The organism is Methylobacterium mesophilicum (assembly GCF_022179445.1).
GTDB classification, from domain to species: domain Bacteria; phylum Pseudomonadota; class Alphaproteobacteria; order Rhizobiales; family Beijerinckiaceae; genus Methylobacterium; species Methylobacterium mesophilicum.
Map to the genome: position 1 here is coordinate 26,843 of NZ_BPQU01000023.1, position 18,127 is coordinate 44,969.

Sequence of the window (18,127 nt, forward strand, 5' to 3'; positions counted from 1 at the left end):
ATCTGACACAAAATGTCGTTCAATCCAGCGTCCGGCCTGCACAGCACATACCTCTGATCCTGGGTAGTTTTTCCCATAACGGTCTAGACTCTCGAGGCTGCGTATTGGCGGCGAGCAGTATAGCGCCAAATAAATTGTTTATTAAATCCAGCTAATAACGCGCTTATTGCGAACGATGCTGGTGTCATGCGCGGACGTAAACATCGATCGCAAGATTTTATGCTGGAGTCAACAAAACATGTATTTCAACTGACGCCGTATTGGCAGCTCTTATAATAATATATAATAGAAGTTCGAAATTTTTTTGTCGTAGGACGCCTCAAAAATGCGTTTCGATACTTCAATCTATTGATTCAAGCTGGGATTTGTATGCTCGTCAAAATGCAGTATAGCTAATTTTCTACGACTATCGGTGGTGTATAAATCGGTTCCAGCTATTTTCAGAATATAAATCAACGTATTTTCCGATGATCTTGATTGCGATTCTCACGGTGAAAGACAACATAAATGAATTTGCATGTACGCGACCTTTTCTCTAAACAACTACTGTAAAAAATATTTAAATAACCTTGTGAGCGAGGTTTGGCGGTGGCCCCGTCGCTTTGATCTCTCAGGATAAATTGAGTTGCAGGGTTGCGAATTCAGCCGTCTTCTCAAAGCGGGCGAAACAAAAAATGCCGACCTGTGAGGCCGGCATCAGTGTGGAAAACCCATGAAGCGGCGCGGGGGTAGAAGATACCCCGCGCCGAGTCTGAACCGGCGTCAGCCGGCCTTCTTGCTCAGGGACACCGCCACGAAGCGGGTCTGGCCCTTGCTGCTCTTCACCCGCATCAGCACCGCCTTGCGGCCGCTCGACTCCGCCGTGCGGATCTGCGCGGCGACGTCGGAGGGGCGGGTCACGCTCTGGCCACCCACGTCCAGGATCACGTCGCCGGCCTCGATGCCCTTGGCGGCGGCGGGACCGTCGGGATCGACCTGCACGACGGCGACGCCCTGCTCGGATAGGCCGACATCGGCGGCCGGCGCGAGGTTGAGGCCGAGCCGCGGCTGGCCGTTGCCCGAATCGTCCTCGCGGGCGGCGACCTTGGTGCCGTCGGTGGGCATGGCGCCGAGCGTCACCGTCGCGGTGTCGGTCTTGCCGCCCCGGAGGTAGCTCAGCTCGACCTTGGCGCCGGGCTTCATGCCGGCGATCCGGCGCGAGAGCTCCCGGGCGCTGTCCACCGTGTCGCCGTTGACCTTCTCGATCACGTCGCCGGCCTTCAGCCCGGCCTGGGCCGCCGGGGTGCCGTTCTCGGCATGGTCCACGAGGGCGCCCTTCGCCTTGTCGAGGCCGAGCCCGTCGGCGATGTCCTGCGTCACCGGCTGGATCTGCACGCCGAGGTAGCCGCGGGCGACCTTGCCGTCGGTGCGGAGCTGCTCGACCACCGCCTGCACGGTCTCGGCCGGGATCGCGAAGGCCAAGCCGACGCTGCCGCCCGACGGGGACGCGATGGCGGTGTTCACGCCGACCACCTCGCCGTTGACGTTGAAGGTCGGGCCGCCGGAATTGCCCTTGTTGATCGGGGCATCGATCTGCAGGAAGTCGTCATAGGGCCCCGCACCGATGTCGCGGCCGCGGGCCGAGACGATGCCGGCCGTGACGGTGCCGCCGAGGCCGAACGGGTTGCCGATCGCCACCACCCAGTCGCCGACCTGCGGGGCGGTCTTGCCGAACTGGACGTAGGGGAAGTTCGAGCCCTCGTTGATCTTCAGGAGCGCGACGTCGGTCTTGGCATCCTTGCCGATCACCTTCGCGTCCAGGGTACGGCCGTCGTCGAGGGTCACCTGCACGGTCTTGGCGTGATCGACCACGTGGTTGTTGGTCACGACGTAGCCGTCCGCCGAGATGATGAAGCCGGAGCCGACCGCGCCGCGCGAGCCCTGGCGCTGCTGCGGCTGGGGCTGGCCGCCGCCCGGACCGTTCTGGCCGAACCGGCGGAAGAACTCACGCAGCTGCGGCGGCACGTTCTGGAGGTTCTGGCCCTGGCCGGAGCCCTGGCCGGGACCGTCCTCGTCGTCGCTGCTTGCCGAGTCGTCGAGCTTGACCTTCACCGAGACGACGCCCGGCTTCACCTTGTTGACGATGCCGGCGAACGAACCCGGCGGATGCTCCGGAGCCTCGATCGGGGTCTTTGGCAGGGCCTGGGCGTAGGCGGGGGTCACGGAAGGCAGGGTGGTGCCGAGGGCACCGCCGGCGATCAGCGCGGCGGCAGCCACCGAGGCGAGGGCACGGCGCGAGGTCCGGCCGGACAGCGAGCTTTGGGGACGGGTCTCGGTCATGGGGATCGCAACCTCTTCGAACGGATCGGGGCGACGCCGGTGGACGCGGCGGTCGATGGGATCGGTCTAACGGGCGGCGCCTGACCCCGGCGTGGCGGTCAAATTACGGTTTGGACATGTGCGCCGATCCGGGGGCGGGGCGGCCATGGCCGGCCCCCGGCCGGCGACCCGGCAGCGCCGAGCCGGGAGGGCGATTCGCGAAAAGTCCCTCGCTTGTGCCACCTGTCACCGGCGCGCTCGGGCGATGGCGCTACACTCCGATCGAACGGCAGGCGGCCATAACGTTTGGCTCTGCCGGCTGGCGTCGCGTGAGATGCGTGAGGATCGGGCGATGAAGACGGTGTTTGCGGTGGTCCTGCTCTTGGGTTCGGTCACCGGCGCTTTGGCAGCCGATCGGTACTCGGATTATCGAAACTATTTCGACGAAAAGCCGGCTGTCGGCGATCGGACCAAGCTGAAGCCTCCGAAGACCAAGTCCCATTCCATCGAGGAGGTCGATACGCGGCGTTACGAGGACGGCGCTGCCCCCGGGAACCCGGCCAACCTGAAGCCCGGCTATCGGAGCCGGGCCGGGATCTACGTGCCGCCCGACTATTCCACCCACCCGCGCGGCCCGACGGGCGACGGTTTCGGCAGCTCGAACAGCGATTCGTATGGCAGCGTGAGCGCGCCCAACCCGTTCGTGGGTCCCCTCGGCACCCGTCGCTGAAAACGCCTCGCCGGGCTGCGGCCCTACTGGACCGCTCGGTACGACACCCCGAGCCGGTCGCTCACTGCAGCCAAGCGTCTGTCGCGTGTCCAAATTCGGGAGCCTGGCATCAGCTTCGCCGATGCCAGGAGATGCGCGTCGACATAGCCGATGCCGAGGCCGTGCAAGGCGTGCTCCGCGATCAAAGGCATGACTCCGTCGTGGGCCGCGACGTCGGCCGACGGCATGTCTTCCAGGGTCGCGATAATGCGTTCGCGATCCCGGACGCTGCCCAGCGCCAGTTCGCCGATGACGAAGGGATGAACACGCTGGCTCATCTCGGTCAGGATTGCGGTGACGGATGGATCCGCCGCCGCGAGGTGATCGATCCAGATGTTCGTATCGATGATGATCACGGTTCGGATCGTCGGCGCGTCCCGGCCTGGGCGTTCGAATCGCTCCCCCCCAGCAGGATCATGCGCCGGGACGCCTCACGCTGGACCAGCGCGCGCAGGGCTTCGCGGACCAGTTCCGATTTCTCAGTGATGCCTGTGTAGTGCTGCGCCTTGGCCAGCAAATCATCGTCCAGGTTGATCGTCGTCCGCATCACGCTCTCCCCCGCGCGGCATCGATGATGGCATCATATGACGCCATTTTCATGCCTAGCCGCGCTCGACAGCCGTTCAGCCGTTCATCGTTGCGATGCCGCGGATGCCCGCACGAGAGGGACGCAGATTACGCGCATGTGGTGAGCGAAGCGATCAATCCCCGCTCAACCGCGCCAGCGCCTCCTCGATCTTCACGAGCCGCGCGGCCTCGGCCTCCCGGCGCTCGCGGTTCTCCTCGATGATGTCCTCGGGGGCGCGGGCGACGAAGTCGGCGTTGCCGAGCTTGGCGTCGACCTTCTTGATCTCGCCCTGCGCCTTGCCCTGCTCCTTCTTCAGGCGCGCGACCTCGCCGGCGAGGTCGACGATGCCTTCGAGGGGCAGGGCCGCGACGCTGCCGCGCACGAGGAGCTGCACCGAGTTCTTCGGCGGCGTATCCGAAAAGGTGATTTCCGAGAGCCGGGCCAGGCGCAGCAGCGTGTCCCGCCAGGCCTCGACCCGGGTCCGCACCTCCGGGGACGCCCCGACCATCACCAGGGGGATCTGCGCCGCGGCCGGGACGCTGGTCTCGGAGCGGGCCGAGCGAACCTGGGTTACGAGGTCGACCACGAAGCCGACCTCGGCCTCGGCGTCGGCATCCGCGAGCCCGGCAAGATCCGGCCAGGCGGCGAGCGCCAGGAGGCCGCGCTCGGGGATCGCGGCGCCCTTGATCGCCCAGAGTTCCTCCGTGAGGAACGGCATGAACGGATGCAGCAGCTTGGCGACCTGATCGATCAGGAACGCCACCGTCGCCTGGGTCTCGGCCCGGACGGCCGGATCGACGCCTTCGCCCTGCAGCACCGGCTTGGCGAGTTCGAGGTACCAATCACAAAAAATGTTCCAGACGAAGCGGTAGGCGGTGCCGGCCGCGTCGTTGAACCGGTAGGCTTCGAGGGCCGCCGTCACCTCGCCCACGGCGCGGGCGGCCTCGGTGAGCGCCCAGCGGTTGATCGCCCCGGTGATCGCCCGTGGGTCGTAGGCCGGGTCGAGCTGGCAGCCGTTCAGCTCGGCGAAGCGGGCGGCGTTCCAGAGCTTGGTCGCGAAGTTGCGGTAGCTCTGGACCCGGTCGGCCGAGAGCTTGATGTCGCGACCCTGGACCGCGAGCGCGCACAGGGTGAAGCGCAGGGCGTCGGCCCCGACCTGATCGATCAGCTCGAGGGGATCGACGACGTTGCCCTTCGACTTCGACATCTTGGCGCCGGAGGCGTCGCGCACCAGCGTGTGCAGGTAGACCGTCTCGAACGGCGCCCGGTCGGTGAGGTGCAGGCCCATCATCATCATCCGGGCGACCCAGAAGAACAGGATGTCCTTGCCGGTCACCAGGGCGTTGGTCGGGTAATAGCGGGCGAATTCCGGGGTCGAATCCGGCCAGCCCAGCGTCGAGAACGGCCAGAGCGCGGAGGAGAACCACGTGTCGAGGACGTCCGCGTCGCGGGTCAGCGCGACCGGACGGCCGTGCTTGGCCTCGGCCTGCGCGAGGGCCCCTTTCTCGCTCTCGGCCACGAAGATCCCGCCGTCGTCATCGTACCAGACCGGGATCTGGTGGCCCCACCAGAGCTGGCGCGAGATGCACCAGGGCTCGATGTTGGTGAGCCACTGGAAGAAGGTCTTCTCGTAGGTCTCGGGGACGAACTTGGTCTGGCCGTCGCGCACCGCCTGGAGCGCGCGCTCGGCCAGCGGCTTCACGTTCACGTACCACTGATCGGTGAGATAGGGCTCGATCACCACGCCCGAGCGGTCGCCGTGCGGCACCGCGTGGGTGTTGGGCTCGACGGCGCGCAGACGGCCGCGCGCCTCCATCAGGGCGACGACCTCCTTGCGGGCCTGCGCCCGGTCGAGGCCGTGCAGCGCCAGGGCCTCGGGCTCGGGCGAGGCGTCGGCCAGGAACGCGGCGTTGCCGTCGAGCAGCATCCGGCCCTCGGGGTCGAGGATGTTGATCACCCCGAGGTTGCAGCGCCGGCCGACGTCGAAGTCGTTGAAGTCGTGGGCGGGCGTGATCTTGACCGCGCCGGTGCCCTTCTCGGGGTCGGAATAGGTGTCGGCGACGATCGGGATCAGGCGGCCGACCAGCGGCAGGCGGACCTGCTTGCCGACCAGCGCCGTGTAGCGCGCATCCTCCGGGTGGACCGCGATGCCGGTATCGCCCAGCATCGTCTCGGGCCGGGTGGTCGCGACCGTGATGACCTCGCCGGTCTCGGCCCCGCTCGCGTCGACGATCGGATAGTCGAAGTGCCAGAGATGGCCCTTCGTCTCGATCTGCTGGACCTCGAGGTCCGAAATCGCGGTCTGGAACTTCGGGTCCCAGTTCACCAGCCGCTTGTCGCGGTAGATCAGGCCCTGGCGGTGCAGGTCCACGAAGGTCTTGAGCACGGCGCGGCTCAGGCCCTCGTCCATGGTGAAGCGCTCGCGCGACCAGTCGCAGGACGCGCCGAGCCGCTTGAGCTGGTTGACGATGGCGCCGCCGGATTCGGCCTTCCAGGCCCAGACCTTCTCCACGAAGGCGGCCCGGCCGATCTCCCGGCGGCCCGGCTCCTGGCGCTCCATCATCCGGCGCTCCACCACCATCTGGGTGGCGATGCCGGCGTGGTCGGTGCCGGGCTGCCAGAGCACGTCCTTGCCGCGCATCCGCTCGAACCGGCAGAGCACGTCCTGGAGCGTGTTGTTGAGGGCGTGGCCCATATGCAGCGAGCCCGTCACGTTCGGCGGCGGGATCACGATGCAGTAGGGGGGGGCTCCGGCGCGCTCGGGCCGGCCGGCGCGGAAGGCGTCCGCGTCCGCCCAGGCGGCGGAGATCCGCGCCTCGACGGAGGCGGGCTCGAAGGTCTTGTCCATCATCGCAGGTATGGGCCGGCGCTCGTCCAACAGGGTTGGACCCGCTTTCGACCGTCAGGCCGCGTCCGTCAACACGCGCCCGGCACCGGGCAGGCCCGATGCCGGAGGGCAGGGCGCTCAGCGGCCGCGCGAGACCCGCTCGATCTCGGCCCGGACCAGCCGCTCGACCACGGCCGGCAGGTTGTCGTCCAGCCAGGACTTGAGCATCGGCCGGAGCATGTCCTTGACCAGATCCTCAAGCGTGCGGGCGTTCTGGGTCAGGACCGTGTGGGCCAGCAGGTTGAAGGCGCCGTTGACGCTGGCGTCGGTCGCCGCCGAGACCAGGGTCTCGGCCTCCGGCTCCGGCCGTGGCGGCGCCTGGAACACCGGCTGCGGCTGCGGGGTCGGCCGCGCGGGCGGCGGCTCGGGCTCGGGCTCCGGCTCGGAGAACGCCTCGTCCTCGAAGTCGATCGCGTCGAAGTCGAGGGGGGCCGGGGGCGGCTCCGGCGGGGCCACGGCGCGGGGCCGGATGACCGGCTCGGCGACCTCGGCGAGGTCGAGCACGTCGTCGGGCTCGGGCTCGGGCGACGGCGCGATCTCGGCGGGCTTGGCCGCCTGATCGTCCGCGATGATCCTCCGGATCGAGGCGAGGATCTCCTCCATCGAAGGCTCATGCGCCTTATCGGCAGCCTTGTCCTGGAATTTCGAGTCCGGGATCTTGGGGCTCGCTGCACTCATCAACAGGCGCGCTCAGGCATGGGATGTTCGGAGGATGACCCGATCGGGCCGGTCGTCAAACAGTATTCCATGCCAATTCGTCGCGGCAAGCGCGCCTGCACCACACTCCCCGGGGAAAAGACCTCAGCGTCCGTCCGGGGTGCGCAGGCCGAACCACAGATCCTTGACCTGATCGTAGTGGATCTTGGCACTGTAGTACTCCACCGGCAGGGCGGTGAAGCGGGCGGTGAGCTGCCCGATCGACTGGACCACGCCGTAGGAGAAGATCACCCGGTCGCGCTGGGCCAGGATCAGGTTCACCCGCGAGTTCAGCAGTTCCTGCTGGGCGTTGAGCACGTCCAGGGTGGTGCGCTGGCCGACGCGGGCCTCCTCGCGCACGCCGTTGAGCGCGACCTCGTTGGCCTGGACCTGTGCCTGCGCGGCGATGACCTGGGCCTTGGCGGCCTCCAGGCGACCCCAGAAATCGACGATCTGGGCCCGGACCTGGTCGCGGACCTGATCGACCTGGATGCGGGTCTGGCCGACCGTCTCCTTGGCCTGCCGGATCTGTGCGTAGGTCTGGCCGCCCTCGTAGATCGGGATGTTGAGCCGGCCGCCCACGAACCCGACGAAGAAGCTCGTGTTCGGGCCGTTCTGATCGTAGAGCTGGCTCAGCGAGCCCTGCAGGCTGAGCGTCGGCGCGAGCTGACCCTCCAGGATCTTGACCTGGGCTTCCGCGGCATCGACGGCGTGGATGGCCGACACGACCTGCGGATGCTCGCGCAGCCCGATCGCGATGGCCGCATCGAGGTTGATCGGGACATAGCGATCCAGCGGCCGGCCCGGCGCCAGCTGGCGCGGCTCGACGCCGATATTCTGGCGGTAGACGCCGATGCTGGTGCGCAGGGTCGACTCGGCGGCGCTCACCTGCGACCGGGCGCCGGCGAGCCGGGCCTCGGCCTGGGCCACGTCGGTGCGGGTCACCTCGCCGACGTTGAAGCGGTCGCGGGTCTGGCGCAGCTGCTCCTCCAGAACCTCGACGTTGTTCCGGTTGAGCTCCAGCGTCGCAGTGTTGCTGAGCACGTTCATGTACGCCTGGACGGCGTTGTAGAGGACCGTGAGTTCGGTGAACCGCAGGGTCTCGCGCTGGCTGTAGACGGTCGACTCGGCCCGCCGGACGGAGTTGTCGGTCTGGAAGCCGTTGAAGATCGTCTGCGAGACGGTCAGGCTCGCGCTGCTCGGCAGATAGGTCGTGCGCGTGGTCCGGTTCGACGACGTCAGCACCTGAGAGGTCACATCGGTGGACGTGCCGCTGCTGCCGGCCGACTGGCCGGCTGCCAAACCCGACGACGACGATCCCAAGCCGGCGCCGGCGCTGGTGCCGATGCCCGTCGAAGTTCCGACGGCGGAGCCCCCGGTGACGGCCGAGCCGGTCGTGCCGCCGAGCGATGTCCCGCCCAGTGACGAGCCGCCCAGTGACGAACCCCCGAGCGACGAGCCGCTGCTTGCCGCCGAGGTTCCCGAACCGGCTGCGGTTCCGCCGACGGAAGCGACCGCGCTGCCGCTGCGGGTCTGCAGATACTGCACGCCGATCGAGGCGCCGACATTGACCTGCGGTCGGTAGCCCGCCTGTGCGATGGCGACGTTCTCGTCGATGGCGCGGACGCCGGCGCGGCTGGCATTGAGAGACGGATTGCCCTGGTAAGCCTTGGCGAGAGCGCTCTCCAAGGTCTCGGCGAGGGACGGATTCGTGGCCAGGATCGCGAGTCCGGACGCCATTCCGATCACTCGGAGCGCGGGGCAACTCGCTGGTGGACGTATTGTCACGATAACAAGCCCTTGCGGTCTTTATAACGGTCCGGATGTCCGCCGCGAAAACGGCCAAGGTACGGCGTTACGCAGGGATCCGATCAAGCCCGCCCCACCGTCACGCTTAGCGCAAATCCGCCGGTTTGGCTCGGGCTTGCCCGGCGTCGGCGTCGGAATGTGGTGCGTTGGGGCATTAAGGTGACACATGGCAGGCCGCCTCGGCAGGTGGCCACGCCGGCCGTAAACGCGGTGCCGAAAACGCGAATTCGTCCGTGTTCAGAAGGAGATGCGCGTTTGCCGCGCGGTCGGCGCGGGAACTCCGTGCAACCGCATGGTGGGGCGAACCTCCGGGACGGTCGAACCGAGCCGGGCACGCATCGGCCCCCGGCCCGGGCGCCCGATCCGAGCCGCGGGTGCGCCGACGCAACCGGTTTGACGTGCGTGCGCGGCTCCAAGAGCTCGTTCTCCGTCGCGGGACGCCCGGCAAGCCGTCCGTCGGCTCCCCCGGCCGTCCCCCGAACATCCGCGGCGCCGCGATGGGACGCCGATGGATCGCCGCTGCCTCCTCTTGGACGCGGCCGCCGGAGACGCATCAATAGCGATCGTCGGCGGCGACGCCTGCGCCCGGCTCGGAAGGCACGGCGTCGCCGGAGCCCTGGCCCGGCTCCTGCTGTGGTCGCGTCGCGCGGGGCCTAACCACCGAGCCCGTGAGGGTCGGCGACGGCTTGGCCTTGAAGGCGGCACTCGACGGTGCGGCTTTCCCGATCGGTCCCGGCACCCCTTGCGGACCGCGCGGGCCCGGCGGGCCTGCGGGCCCCGCGCTGCCCACCGGACCTTCCTGCCCCTGTTGGCCCCGCTCGCCCTGCGCACCCATGGGGCCCTCGGCCCCCGGCGTTCCGGGCGGTCCCATCGCGCCCGGCGGGCCGGGCTCACCCCTGATTCCCGCCTCGCCGCGCGGACCGGGCGGACCTGGGAGGCCCGGCGCCTGCTGGCCGCATTCCCCGACCACAATGCTGCGCGCCTGCTTGGACGTCCGCAGCGTCGCGATGCAAGTGGCCGGATGATAGACGACGTGAAACTCGAAATAACCGCGGGTATCGGTGCGCTGCGAGAACTTGCCGTCCAGGGTGATCTCGGCGTCGGGTTCGCCGGCATTGCCCAGCACCCAGAGGTCGCCGGCAGTGATTTTCGCGGCTTCGATACGCATGTCGGCTTTCGCCGGAGCGATCCAGAGCAAAGACCCTACGAATATTGGAACCATGGCGCATCGCCGGCGCGATAGACTCATGTCGGGTCTCGCGAGCTTCATGGCGGCAGGATGCCACTCGTTTCTGAATTCGCAATAACGCGCGAGAATTTTGATGTGAAAAGCTCCGTTTTAGCGGCGTATCCGGCCGAATTCGGTATTCGCATGCCAGGCATCCGCAATATGGCCGATGAATGGCCGCGTCCGTCGGCGGTCTATGCCATCGAGCAGGTGTGATCGCGCACAGTCCGGTATCCGGGTTCGCGGCACTGCCCGCGTGGTCCGAGCGCGGCCGTGCCGCATCGCGAGAGCGGTTCCGGTTCCCATGGTCAGGGCGCCGGGACAGGGTGGAGCGACCGGGGCGCGAACGGAGGCGTCGCCCTAAGTCCTTGTTCTGACACCGTTGCCCGCGCCGGGCTCGCGGTCGCGTCGGTCCTGCGCGCTTCACGGTGGACGACCGGGGGCGGGTCGTCGGGACTGCTGTTTTTTCCGATGCAACGGTTTCGGCCCCTTGTTCGTTTGGGGTGTCGCGGCATTGCAGCATGAGCGCCAGGCCGTCCGATTCGACACTTGGCCGGTACCCGCCAGGTATGCCGAGCCCGATTGTGCGGCGCACAATCAAACATTGCGTAAGTTGTTGTTCGAGCCGTTGTTTCGGTCGAACCCCCTGGGGGATTCCGTAGCAACTACTGAACGTCAGGTTCGCCCGACAACCCGGCGCGCGACGGCTTAATCCCCGCCACATATGCGTTTTTTTTACAAAGATAACCTGTTTAAGGGGGCTAATTAAAATATCTGACAGCTTGTCAGCCCAATTTGCCCCGTCTATAAGGCCCGAAGTAACTAATCATTAACCACCCGCCATTGGCCTCAACCGAGGAGCTGAGACCATGCAGGGTCGTACCGAATCCCAGATGTCCGAGGGCGCCTCTGCGCCGCACCATAGGGTTGAGATGTCGAACGTGGCCGATCAGATTGCCGGTCAGGTGAGCGAGGCGGCCGAGGCTGTTGCGGAGGCTGTGCTGCCGGAGACGCCGTTCGTGGCGCGGGGGCTTCGGCTCGATTGGGCGGCCAAGCGCGGGCTGGACATCGGGGTGGCGGCGACCGCGCTGTTCCTGCTTCTGCCGCTGATGCTGCTGATCGCCGTGCTGGTCTGGGCCGGCGACCGCAAGGCGCCGATCTTCCGGCACATGCGGCTCGGCCGGGACGGGCACAGCTTCGGCTGCCTGAAGTTCCGCTCGATGGTCACGGACGGCGAGGGCGTGCTGGCCGCGCACCTGGCCGCCAGCCCGCGCGCCCGGGCCGAGTGGGCCGCCACGCACAAGCTCTCCGACGACCCGCGCATCACCGCCATCGGCCAGGTGCTGCGCAAGACCTCGCTCGACGAGCTGCCGCAGCTGTGGAACGTCCTGCGCGGCGAGATGAGCCTGGTCGGGCCGCGCCCGATCGTGCAGGCCGAGGTCGCCCGCTACGGCCGGGCGTTCGCGACCTGCTTTGCCGTGCCGCCCGGCGTCACCGGCCTGTGGCAGGTCTCGGGCCGCTCCGACACCAGCTATGCCGAGCGCGTGGCGCTGGACCTGGACTACGCCAGCCGCTGGAGCCTGCGCCGGGACATCGCGATCATGCTGCGCACCGTCCCGGCCGTGCTCGCCCAGCGCGGCAGCAAGTAGCGCGGGCGTGCCCCGGCCGGCGCCGACGTTCGGTCGCGCCCTCCGGAGCGCGCAGCCCGGGGTCCGGGGTGGTGCGGCGGGATCGTCATGAAGGGTCTGCTGCTGAACGCGCTGCTCGGGGTGGGTCTCGGGCGGTTCGGCTCGGTCTGGGGCCTGCCGGTGTTCCTGCCGGTGGTGGCGGGTGAACTCGCCTACGGGTTCCACCTCCACCACCTGAGCGCGGGCGGCAGCCTGCGGCGGGGCGCGGCGCTGCTGGTCTGCGGCCAGCTCGGCTTCCTGCTCGGCGCCCTGCTGCGGCCGCTGCCGGGCGAGCGGTGAGGCGCCGGGGCTCGCCGTGGTCAACCGATTGCTAACCGAGGGAGCCGCGCCCGTGTCCGCGGCGGAGGGGGGTCAGTCTTGGACGAGAACGATCCGCACTGGGACGCCGACCCGCTCTGGTACGACCGGGCCGAGCCGGAGGCGCTGCCGGGCCGGGTTCTGAACGGCCTGGCGTATCTGGTCCTGCTGCTGCTGGCCGGGATGGCGGGCGTGGCGCGGCTGTACCGGCTTCCCGACGCGCTGTGGTGCCGCGCCGCCGCCTGGCACGCGCGCCGTGCCGCCCGTCCGCGGCGGTCCTGAACCATCGCGCATGACGGCGCGACCACGTGCGGCCCGCCGCCGACCGGGTTGCGACCTCCTGGATCCTGCCCCCGGGGAGCACGCTCAGAGGACGTCACGGAACTTGCTCGGGAAGCCTTCGCTTCTCAGCACAACGCGAAGGCTGGGCTAGGAACGATGTTGGAGAGCGAGACGCGGCCGACCGATCCGGAGCGCAGCCTGGTTCAGCGCCTGTTTGCCCGCTACGGCTCCACTGCGATCCTGGTCGTGGTTTTGCTGGTGGTCGTCGGCTGGATCGGAATCCTGGGCTGGGCGATGACGCGGCTTCTCAGCTGAGCCCCGATCGCTCGGGACGGCCCTCACCCCCTGATTCGATGCGCCCGCTTACGGCGAACCGGTCTCCCTTTCGAGAGCGATCGCTCAAGCAGCCTCGTCCGGCATGATCGGGGCGTCGCGGCACAGACGCCAGAACTCGACCAGACCGAGCGAATAGGTGGCGAGGATCACGGCCGTCCAATGCATGATCGTGTCCTCTCGAGCGCCTTCGCCGCACCGGTATGCACGCGAAAGCTTGACGTTTTCTCTTCGGACTTATCCACCGGTCTAGATATGGCAATATAACGACAATAGCGTGGGACTACACCGGGGGCGGTGCATTTATTTTGCGCAATCCGGAATGATCGCAGGATTCGGGGAGGCCGGCACCGGTCTCACCGCGCTGAGGCGCCCGTCATCCCGGGCTGTCGGCCGCGAGGGCAGCCCCGGTTTCATCCCGCCCGAGATCCACCACCACGATCTCGGGCGGGATACCCAGCCGCAACGGACGGCCCGCCACGAAGTGCGAGCCGAGCCCGGCCGAGACGATCAGGTCACGGTCGCCCTCGACGATATGGCCGTGGGCGTAGCGCGATCCGTAGCGCGACGGGATCCATGGGGACCAGCCCAGGATCCGCACCTGGCCGCCATGGGTATGGCCGGAGAGGGTGAGCGCGACCCGCCGGTCGAGGCCGGTGGCGAACAGGTCGGGCTCGTGCGCGAGCAGGATCGCGGCGCCGTCGGCGGGGACGTCCCGGAGGGCTTGCGCGAGGATCCGCGACCTCTGCCGGTCGAGCGGGTCCGGCGCCAGGGGGCGGCTGGGCGTCGCCTCGCTCTCGATCCCCACCAGCCAGAGCGGGGCCGGCACATCGAGCCGCACGGCCGCGTTCTCCAGGAAGACGATGCCGGCCGCCCGCAGGGCGCGTTCGGCCCGGGTCGGGCCGTGTCCGCGCCGAAGTGCGGCACGGTCGTCGCCCCAATCGTGATTGCCCTGGATGGCGTAGATTCCCCGCTTCGCCCGCAAACCGCTCAGGCGTTCGGCCACCGTCTCGAACGGGACCGCCCCCCGGCTTTGGGAGCCGTAATCGCCGAGCAGCACCGTGAGGTCCGGCTCCAGAGCATTGGTGCGCGCCACCACCTCGGTGATCGCGTCCGCGCCCATGCAGCGGGGATGGGCGTGGAAATCCGTGAGCACCGCAATCCGCAGGCGTAGGCCGGCCGGCCAGGGCGGCGAGCAGACCCGATAGCGCCGGATCTGGACCCGATGCGGCTCGAAGGCCGTCGCGTAGCCCGCCGTCACCAGGCTCCCGGCAGCCGCGCAGGCGGCGGCCAGGGTCGGTCGGGACAGGAGCGCGCGGCGTGTCAGCATCGGTCATCGGCTCGGCTGGACGTGGCGGGCCCGTACCACGGGTTGGCCACTGGTGCGGCACGGGGTTGGGGGAACGGCTGCCGATGCCGGATGACTTTTCCGCTGCGGCGAACCCGCGGGGTCGGGGTTTCGGTCGGTGACCCACGAACCGCCGGCCGGCATCGCGATATGAGCGGTCAGTGGAGTAATCGAAGTATGCGAAGGAAGAGCGAACGCTTCGAACGGGTCAAAAGCTTCGCGTTCCGCACCCTCGACCTCGGGCCGCCATGACAATCGCGGCGGACTATAGTATCCGAACTCAGATCAATTCTCATGCCTTATATCGAGCTTTGGACTCGCCCGGGCATATGTTTGCTGCCGACTTACATTGAGTCTTGTATAGATAATCACAAGACAGATACAATCTTTGCCGGCGGCCGACGCGCGATTGCAGGTGTGGAGCCAAAATTCGATCGTAAATTCCTTTGTTTGACGAAAAAAGTATTGATCTGCGAGTTCCGGTATGCAATTAGACCGTCAGTTCGCGGGCAGGCGTATCTTTACTGCCCAGGATTGATCCCATGCCCGCCGTCTCTTTCCTCGCGCTGCCCGCTTTCGGGGCGGTCACTGATCGTCGCGCCATCGCCCTGGCCAACGCCCACTGGTTTCGCGCCATGGCGTGGCGGGCCCTGCGCGACGGGTCTCCTAGGGGCGACATACGCGCTGCCAATGCCCGGGCTGCGGCCCGCATCGTCATACGCCAAGCCAAGCGCGATGCTCTGGTCAACCGACTGGTGACCGACGCCCTGGTGATGAGTGACTGATCTGCTGCCGCGTTGAGCGCTCCTTGGCCGCGGCGGTCAGAACGTAGCGCTATTGCCAGCTTTAACATCCGTTGGCAGGTCATGCCTGGACGGGACGTCCGTCTGCCGTACAGTCACATACTGTCAAGCAGCATAATAAATTCGAATTTCAGTCTGTTCGAAAGAAACAAAGATTGCATTCCTTCGTTTTGGAAACGACCACCGCCTAAACATTATCGACGTTCGAATACGTGGTTTGATCCTGAGTTTTGTATTGACGTTGTACTAACTCTAGAAATACCCAGCAACTCGCGTTTTTCAAAATATCTGCGCCATCGTAATTCTGTTGATCGAACTAAAAATTTTATTCGTTAGCGAACGCCGCGCCAATTGCTTCACCGGGCACGCGTCGTTAACGAATTAAGAATTCCCGGCAAGAAACTGGAACGGATCAACGCATCCCTCGTAAATGCGTCGAACTGTGGCGAAGGTTGTGCCGTCAGGACTTAGAAATGGACAACGATCTCAAAGCGCGGCCTCTCGATGTCAAGCATCTGACGGCAAATATCGTGACCGTCTATGTTTCTAATAATCATATCTAAGTCTCAGATTAGCTCAAGCCTCCCGCAAACGTTTACCATGCTGTGGAGGCGGCCGCGCAGGGGCATGCTTCGGCGCCTGCGGTTGCAGAGGGCCTGGCCGAGAAACCGTTCGCAGCCGAGATCCGGCGATCGGTCGGCCGCGATGCCTTGATCAGCTTCGAGGATGGCAAGCCCTACAAGACCTTAGGAAGGCATTTCACCGGCCGCGGCCTCCCGCCGGAGCGTTATCGCGAGAAGTTAGGGCTACAGCGGAATCATCCGATGGTTGCGCCGGATTTGCCGAAGGGCGATCCGCTCTGGCGAAGGCGATCGGCCTCGGGTGGTTAAGCGGAGGGGCCTCCGCCGGCGATGAGCCGAGTCGTGCGCAGTCCAAGGTCCAACGCCGGAAGAAGTCGGGCTGATTATAGGGGCTCCGGAGTAACGCCGCGGCTCTCCTGAGCTCCACCGTCCTCACGCGCGAAGCAACATGATACAGGGCGGCACGAGACGCGTAGGGCGCCGCCGACGCAAGGACCTCGCTTCGCTTGCCGCGGCAGAACGGTCACCGAGTGATCATCGGGAGCGCGCGACACGCCGTTTGGAAGGCATGAAACCGTGGGGGCGTTATGCCCGGAATGCCCCATGGTCGATTCGCGCGTGATTGTGTCGCTGATCCAGACTGTGTGCGTCCCGAGATTTGCGATCGGCGACACCAAACTGGTATTCACCTGCGCGATGCCGAACGAAAAATCGATGCCGCTGGCACGCCCCATCTGTCGATCCTGCGGTGAGACGATCCGCGCGGACACCACCTATTGCGTCGCGTGCGCGACCCGTCAGGCCGATAGCGACGCCGCCGTCTTCGATCGTTGGCTCGCCATTCTGTTCAGCGGTGCGGGCATCGTCGGCCTGGTGCTGGCCGCCTATATCGCAGCCCGCTATCTCAATATCCTGGCGTGATCTCTCGCAAGCTGACGCATCTGCGATGAGGGCTCTGCTTGAGTGTCCCACTCTGGTCTAGGCTCAGTAGAACCTACGTAGTCGCACACCCGCACAGCAGCTGCCTCACGGTGCCGACGACATCGGATCGTCTCGCCATCGGCGAGGACCGGCCTCGCCGTTCGGCGCAGTGCTCACGCATCTTTCGCCTTATGAACAGGTCTCGTCTGCCTGCAGATGCGCCGAAATATGTACGCCGCGGCCCGATAGAGCTGAGCTATGCCGAGTCCTACTCTGTCCATAAATTTTGGAGTTTGCAGGATGGCTCGGCGATCGCTTCTGGTCTTGGCGCTCTGCCTCGCGTCCTCGGGTGCGGGGGCCGCCGGCGACATCGCCGTCGACATGGCGATGATCTCCAACGGCGATCTCAGGGTCTTCGGGACTTTGGCGCCGCCTCGCGCGGCCAGCGTCGTCCTGGACGACAAGTTTAACACACGGGCCGATCAGGACGGGCGCTTCGCGTTCCGGATTCCCTACCATCCGGAGACCTGCGTGGTGACGCTGAAGTCCGAGTCCCTCAGCCGACAGGCCGTCGTCGGCTATTGCGCCCGGCCACCGGCCGTGAAGCAGGCCGCAACGTACCCCGCACCCGTGATGCTTGCGGCGAACACGCCCAAGAGCGAGGTCGGCCCTCGCGGTCCTCAGGGCGCGGCCGGTCAACAGGGTCCGGAAGGACCTCAAGGCGAGCGCGGCGCTAAGGGCGAGCCGGGGCCGGCCGGCCCCGCAGGACCACCCGGCCCCGCCGGACAGGCGGGCGCGAAAGGGCAGGGGGGCGAAAGAGGCGAACGTGGCCCGGCAGGACCGGCTGGGCCCGAGGGCAAGGCGGCTGTTGCCAACGTTGCTTTACGGGTTCAGGTCGAGGAGTGCACGGCGGGAGGGCGGTGCGTGGCCGCCTGCACCTCCGACGAGTTCGCAGTGAACGGCACCTGTAGCGGCGGCGAGCGCCCCGCTATGGACGAAAGTAGCATCTACTGCTTTGCCCTGGGTTCGGTACCGACCGCCATGAAGGCCCGGGCGATCTGCGCGCGGCGTTGACGCGGATGTCGCATTGCAAAAAGCACTGAGTTTTCTTTCGTCTGGCGGTTGGTTCGGATTACACATTGACGCATCGTGAATAGTGCGCGTTGCGCGGCAGTTTTTAGTGTTGTTTAAAGGCTCAGATTGGTCAATAGAGGTAACGAAGAATATGATTTTTCGGCGCGTCTGCTGTGATTCGGTTATTTGAGCCGGGATGGTTTGTCGTATCTAGTCCTGTATCATGCCTCGAGAATTTTGCTTCTGATATTTTCAGGCGACTGGCAGGGCAAGCTGGGGCGTCGGCCACAGCTTCCGGCTTTTGGCGTTGGCTGCGGTCTACATCGGCGGAAGCAGCGTGGAGCCAGCGCGGTGGACCTGCCGACGACGGGCTACTGAGCGCTGGCCTTTACCGCTGATGGTACGGCGGGTCTGGTCAGCCGCTAGGCGCCCAAGCTTGACGCCGCACAGCGAAAGGCGCTGACACGGGTTATCGAGGGTGGGTCAAACGTTGACCGATACGACGTAGTACGCACGTCGAGACAGCTCTCGCCGCCTGAATTTAC

Annotated in this window: 18 protein-coding genes; 10 read left to right on the plus strand and 8 right to left on the minus strand. The window is 66.4% G+C overall.

The features are described from left to right. Positions 1-762: 762 nt before the first annotated feature. Complete coding sequence (locus MFF40_RS20195; RefSeq protein ID WP_147853929.1) at positions 763-2,319, minus strand: Do family serine endopeptidase; 1,557 nt, start codon at positions 2,317-2,319, stop codon at positions 763-765. Between the two features lie 331 nt (positions 2,320-2,650). On the opposite strand from MFF40_RS20195, the gene MFF40_RS20200 reads away from it, so the two are divergent. Continuing rightward, positions 2,651-3,028: a hypothetical protein gene (locus MFF40_RS20200; RefSeq protein WP_147853928.1), complete on the plus strand. Its 378-nt coding sequence runs from the start codon at positions 2,651-2,653 to the stop codon at positions 3,026-3,028. A gap of 23 nt (positions 3,029-3,051) precedes the next feature. On the opposite strand, the gene MFF40_RS20205 is transcribed toward MFF40_RS20200, so the two are convergent. The 6 genes from MFF40_RS20205 to MFF40_RS20230 all read right to left on the minus strand — a co-directional run bounded on the left by MFF40_RS20205 (position 3,052) and on the right by MFF40_RS20230 (position 10,195). After that, positions 3,052-3,423 carry a type II toxin-antitoxin system VapC family toxin gene (locus tag MFF40_RS20205; RefSeq protein WP_147853927.1) on the minus strand — a complete coding sequence of 124 codons (372 nt, stop codon included), beginning with the start codon at positions 3,421-3,423 and terminating at the stop codon, positions 3,052-3,054. Next, a complete protein-coding gene (locus MFF40_RS20210; protein ID WP_147853926.1) occupies positions 3,420-3,614 on the minus strand; it encodes a type II toxin-antitoxin system VapB family antitoxin in 195 nt (64 codons plus the stop codon). Before MFF40_RS20210 ends, MFF40_RS20205 begins: the two co-directional genes overlap by 4 nt. 154 nt (positions 3,615-3,768) lie before the next feature. Beyond that, the gene (locus MFF40_RS20215; protein ID WP_238261951.1) at positions 3,769-6,486 is read right to left on the minus strand and encodes a valine--tRNA ligase; all 2,718 of its coding nucleotides are present in this window, start codon (positions 6,484-6,486) and stop codon (positions 3,769-3,771) included. 114 nt (positions 6,487-6,600) lie between these two features. Further along, positions 6,601-7,200 carry a PopZ family protein gene (locus tag MFF40_RS20220; protein ID WP_238261953.1) on the minus strand — a complete coding sequence of 200 codons (600 nt, stop codon included), beginning with the start codon at positions 7,198-7,200 and terminating at the stop codon, positions 6,601-6,603. 123 nt (positions 7,201-7,323) lie between these two features. Next, positions 7,324-8,958 (minus strand): TolC family outer membrane protein, encoded by a 1,635-nt coding sequence (locus MFF40_RS20225; protein WP_147857128.1) that lies wholly within the window; start codon positions 8,956-8,958, stop codon positions 7,324-7,326. A 622-nt stretch (positions 8,959-9,580) separates the two neighbouring features. Continuing rightward, positions 9,581-10,195, minus strand: a complete 615-nt coding sequence (locus MFF40_RS20230) for a collagen-like protein (protein WP_238261955.1) — start codon at positions 10,193-10,195, stop codon at positions 9,581-9,583. A 111-nt stretch (positions 10,196-10,306) separates the two neighbouring features. Between MFF40_RS20230 and MFF40_RS20235 the strand changes: the two genes are divergently transcribed. From MFF40_RS20235 to MFF40_RS20255, 5 genes are all read left to right on the plus strand, one after another. Next, entirely contained in the window at positions 10,307-10,471 is a 165-nt protein-coding gene (locus tag MFF40_RS20235) for a hypothetical protein (RefSeq protein WP_238261956.1), read from the plus strand. 716 nt (positions 10,472-11,187) lie between these two features. Further along, the gene (locus MFF40_RS20240; protein WP_238261989.1) at positions 11,188-11,904 is read left to right on the plus strand and encodes a sugar transferase; all 717 of its coding nucleotides are present in this window, start codon (positions 11,188-11,190) and stop codon (positions 11,902-11,904) included. Between the two features lie 87 nt (positions 11,905-11,991). Further along, on the plus strand, positions 11,992-12,222 hold the full coding sequence (locus MFF40_RS20245; RefSeq protein ID WP_238261959.1) for a hypothetical protein: 231 nt from the start codon (positions 11,992-11,994) through the stop codon (positions 12,220-12,222). A 78-nt stretch (positions 12,223-12,300) separates the two neighbouring features. Then, a complete protein-coding gene (locus MFF40_RS20250) occupies positions 12,301-12,522 on the plus strand; it encodes a hypothetical protein (RefSeq protein ID WP_147898316.1) in 222 nt (73 codons plus the stop codon). A gap of 159 nt (positions 12,523-12,681) precedes the next feature. Further along, positions 12,682-12,837 carry a hypothetical protein gene (locus MFF40_RS20255; RefSeq protein WP_210249491.1) on the plus strand — a complete coding sequence of 52 codons (156 nt, stop codon included), beginning with the start codon at positions 12,682-12,684 and terminating at the stop codon, positions 12,835-12,837. Positions 12,838-13,231: 394 nt separating this feature from the next. Here MFF40_RS20255 and MFF40_RS20260 read toward each other — a convergent pair whose 3' ends face one another. Next, a complete protein-coding gene (locus MFF40_RS20260; RefSeq protein WP_238261961.1) occupies positions 13,232-14,185 on the minus strand; it encodes a metallophosphoesterase in 954 nt (317 codons plus the stop codon). 560 nt (positions 14,186-14,745) lie between these two features. Between MFF40_RS20260 and MFF40_RS20265 the strand changes: the two genes are divergently transcribed. The 4 genes from MFF40_RS20265 (at position 14,746) to MFF40_RS20280 (ending at position 17,582) form a co-directional block, all read left to right on the plus strand. Beyond that, positions 14,746-14,988, plus strand: coding sequence for a hypothetical protein (locus tag MFF40_RS20265; RefSeq protein ID WP_238261963.1), 243 nt, complete (start codon positions 14,746-14,748; stop codon positions 14,986-14,988). A gap of 623 nt (positions 14,989-15,611) precedes the next feature. Continuing rightward, on the plus strand, positions 15,612-15,896 hold the full coding sequence (locus MFF40_RS28930; RefSeq protein ID WP_308447714.1) for a MucR family transcriptional regulator: 285 nt from the start codon (positions 15,612-15,614) through the stop codon (positions 15,894-15,896). A gap of 294 nt (positions 15,897-16,190) precedes the next feature. After that, positions 16,191-16,508 carry a hypothetical protein gene (locus MFF40_RS20275; RefSeq protein WP_238261965.1) on the plus strand — a complete coding sequence of 106 codons (318 nt, stop codon included), beginning with the start codon at positions 16,191-16,193 and terminating at the stop codon, positions 16,506-16,508. A gap of 324 nt (positions 16,509-16,832) precedes the next feature. Continuing rightward, positions 16,833-17,582: a collagen-like protein gene (locus tag MFF40_RS20280; RefSeq protein WP_238261967.1), complete on the plus strand. Its 750-nt coding sequence runs from the start codon at positions 16,833-16,835 to the stop codon at positions 17,580-17,582. The last annotated feature ends 545 nt before the right edge of the window (positions 17,583-18,127 follow it).

Bases quoted from the DNA above. Each gene is read 5' to 3' on its own strand.
- MFF40_RS20210 (WP_147853926.1), bottom strand. From the start codon at position 3,614: ATGCGGACGACGATCAACCTGGACGATGATTTGCTGGCCAAGGCGCAG.
- MFF40_RS20245 (WP_238261959.1), top strand. From the start codon at position 11,992: ATGAAGGGTCTGCTGCTGAACGCGCTGCTCGGGGTGGGTCTCGGGCGG.
- MFF40_RS20200 (WP_147853928.1), top strand. From the start codon at position 2,651: ATGAAGACGGTGTTTGCGGTGGTCCTGCTCTTGGGTTCGGTCACCGGC.
- MFF40_RS20240 (WP_238261989.1), top strand. From the start codon at position 11,188: ATGTCGAACGTGGCCGATCAGATTGCCGGTCAGGTGAGCGAGGCGGCC.
- MFF40_RS20220 (WP_238261953.1), bottom strand. From the start codon at position 7,200: ATGAGTGCAGCGAGCCCCAAGATCCCGGACTCGAAATTCCAGGACAAG.
- MFF40_RS20215 (WP_238261951.1), bottom strand. From the start codon at position 6,486: ATGATGGACAAGACCTTCGAGCCCGCCTCCGTCGAGGCGCGGATCTCC.
- MFF40_RS20235 (WP_238261956.1), top strand. From the start codon at position 10,307: ATGCCACTCGTTTCTGAATTCGCAATAACGCGCGAGAATTTTGATGTG.
- MFF40_RS20265 (WP_238261963.1), top strand. From the start codon at position 14,746: ATGCCCGCCGTCTCTTTCCTCGCGCTGCCCGCTTTCGGGGCGGTCACT.
- MFF40_RS20195 (WP_147853929.1), bottom strand. From the start codon at position 2,319: ATGACCGAGACCCGTCCCCAAAGCTCGCTGTCCGGCCGGACCTCGCGC.
- MFF40_RS20260 (WP_238261961.1), bottom strand. From the start codon at position 14,185: ATGCTGACACGCCGCGCGCTCCTGTCCCGACCGACCCTGGCCGCCGCC.
- MFF40_RS20230 (WP_238261955.1), bottom strand. From the start codon at position 10,195: ATGCGTATCGAAGCCGCGAAAATCACTGCCGGCGACCTCTGGGTGCTG.
- MFF40_RS20225 (WP_147857128.1), bottom strand. From the start codon at position 8,958: ATGGCGTCCGGACTCGCGATCCTGGCCACGAATCCGTCCCTCGCCGAG.
- MFF40_RS20275 (WP_238261965.1), top strand. From the start codon at position 16,191: ATGGTCGATTCGCGCGTGATTGTGTCGCTGATCCAGACTGTGTGCGTC.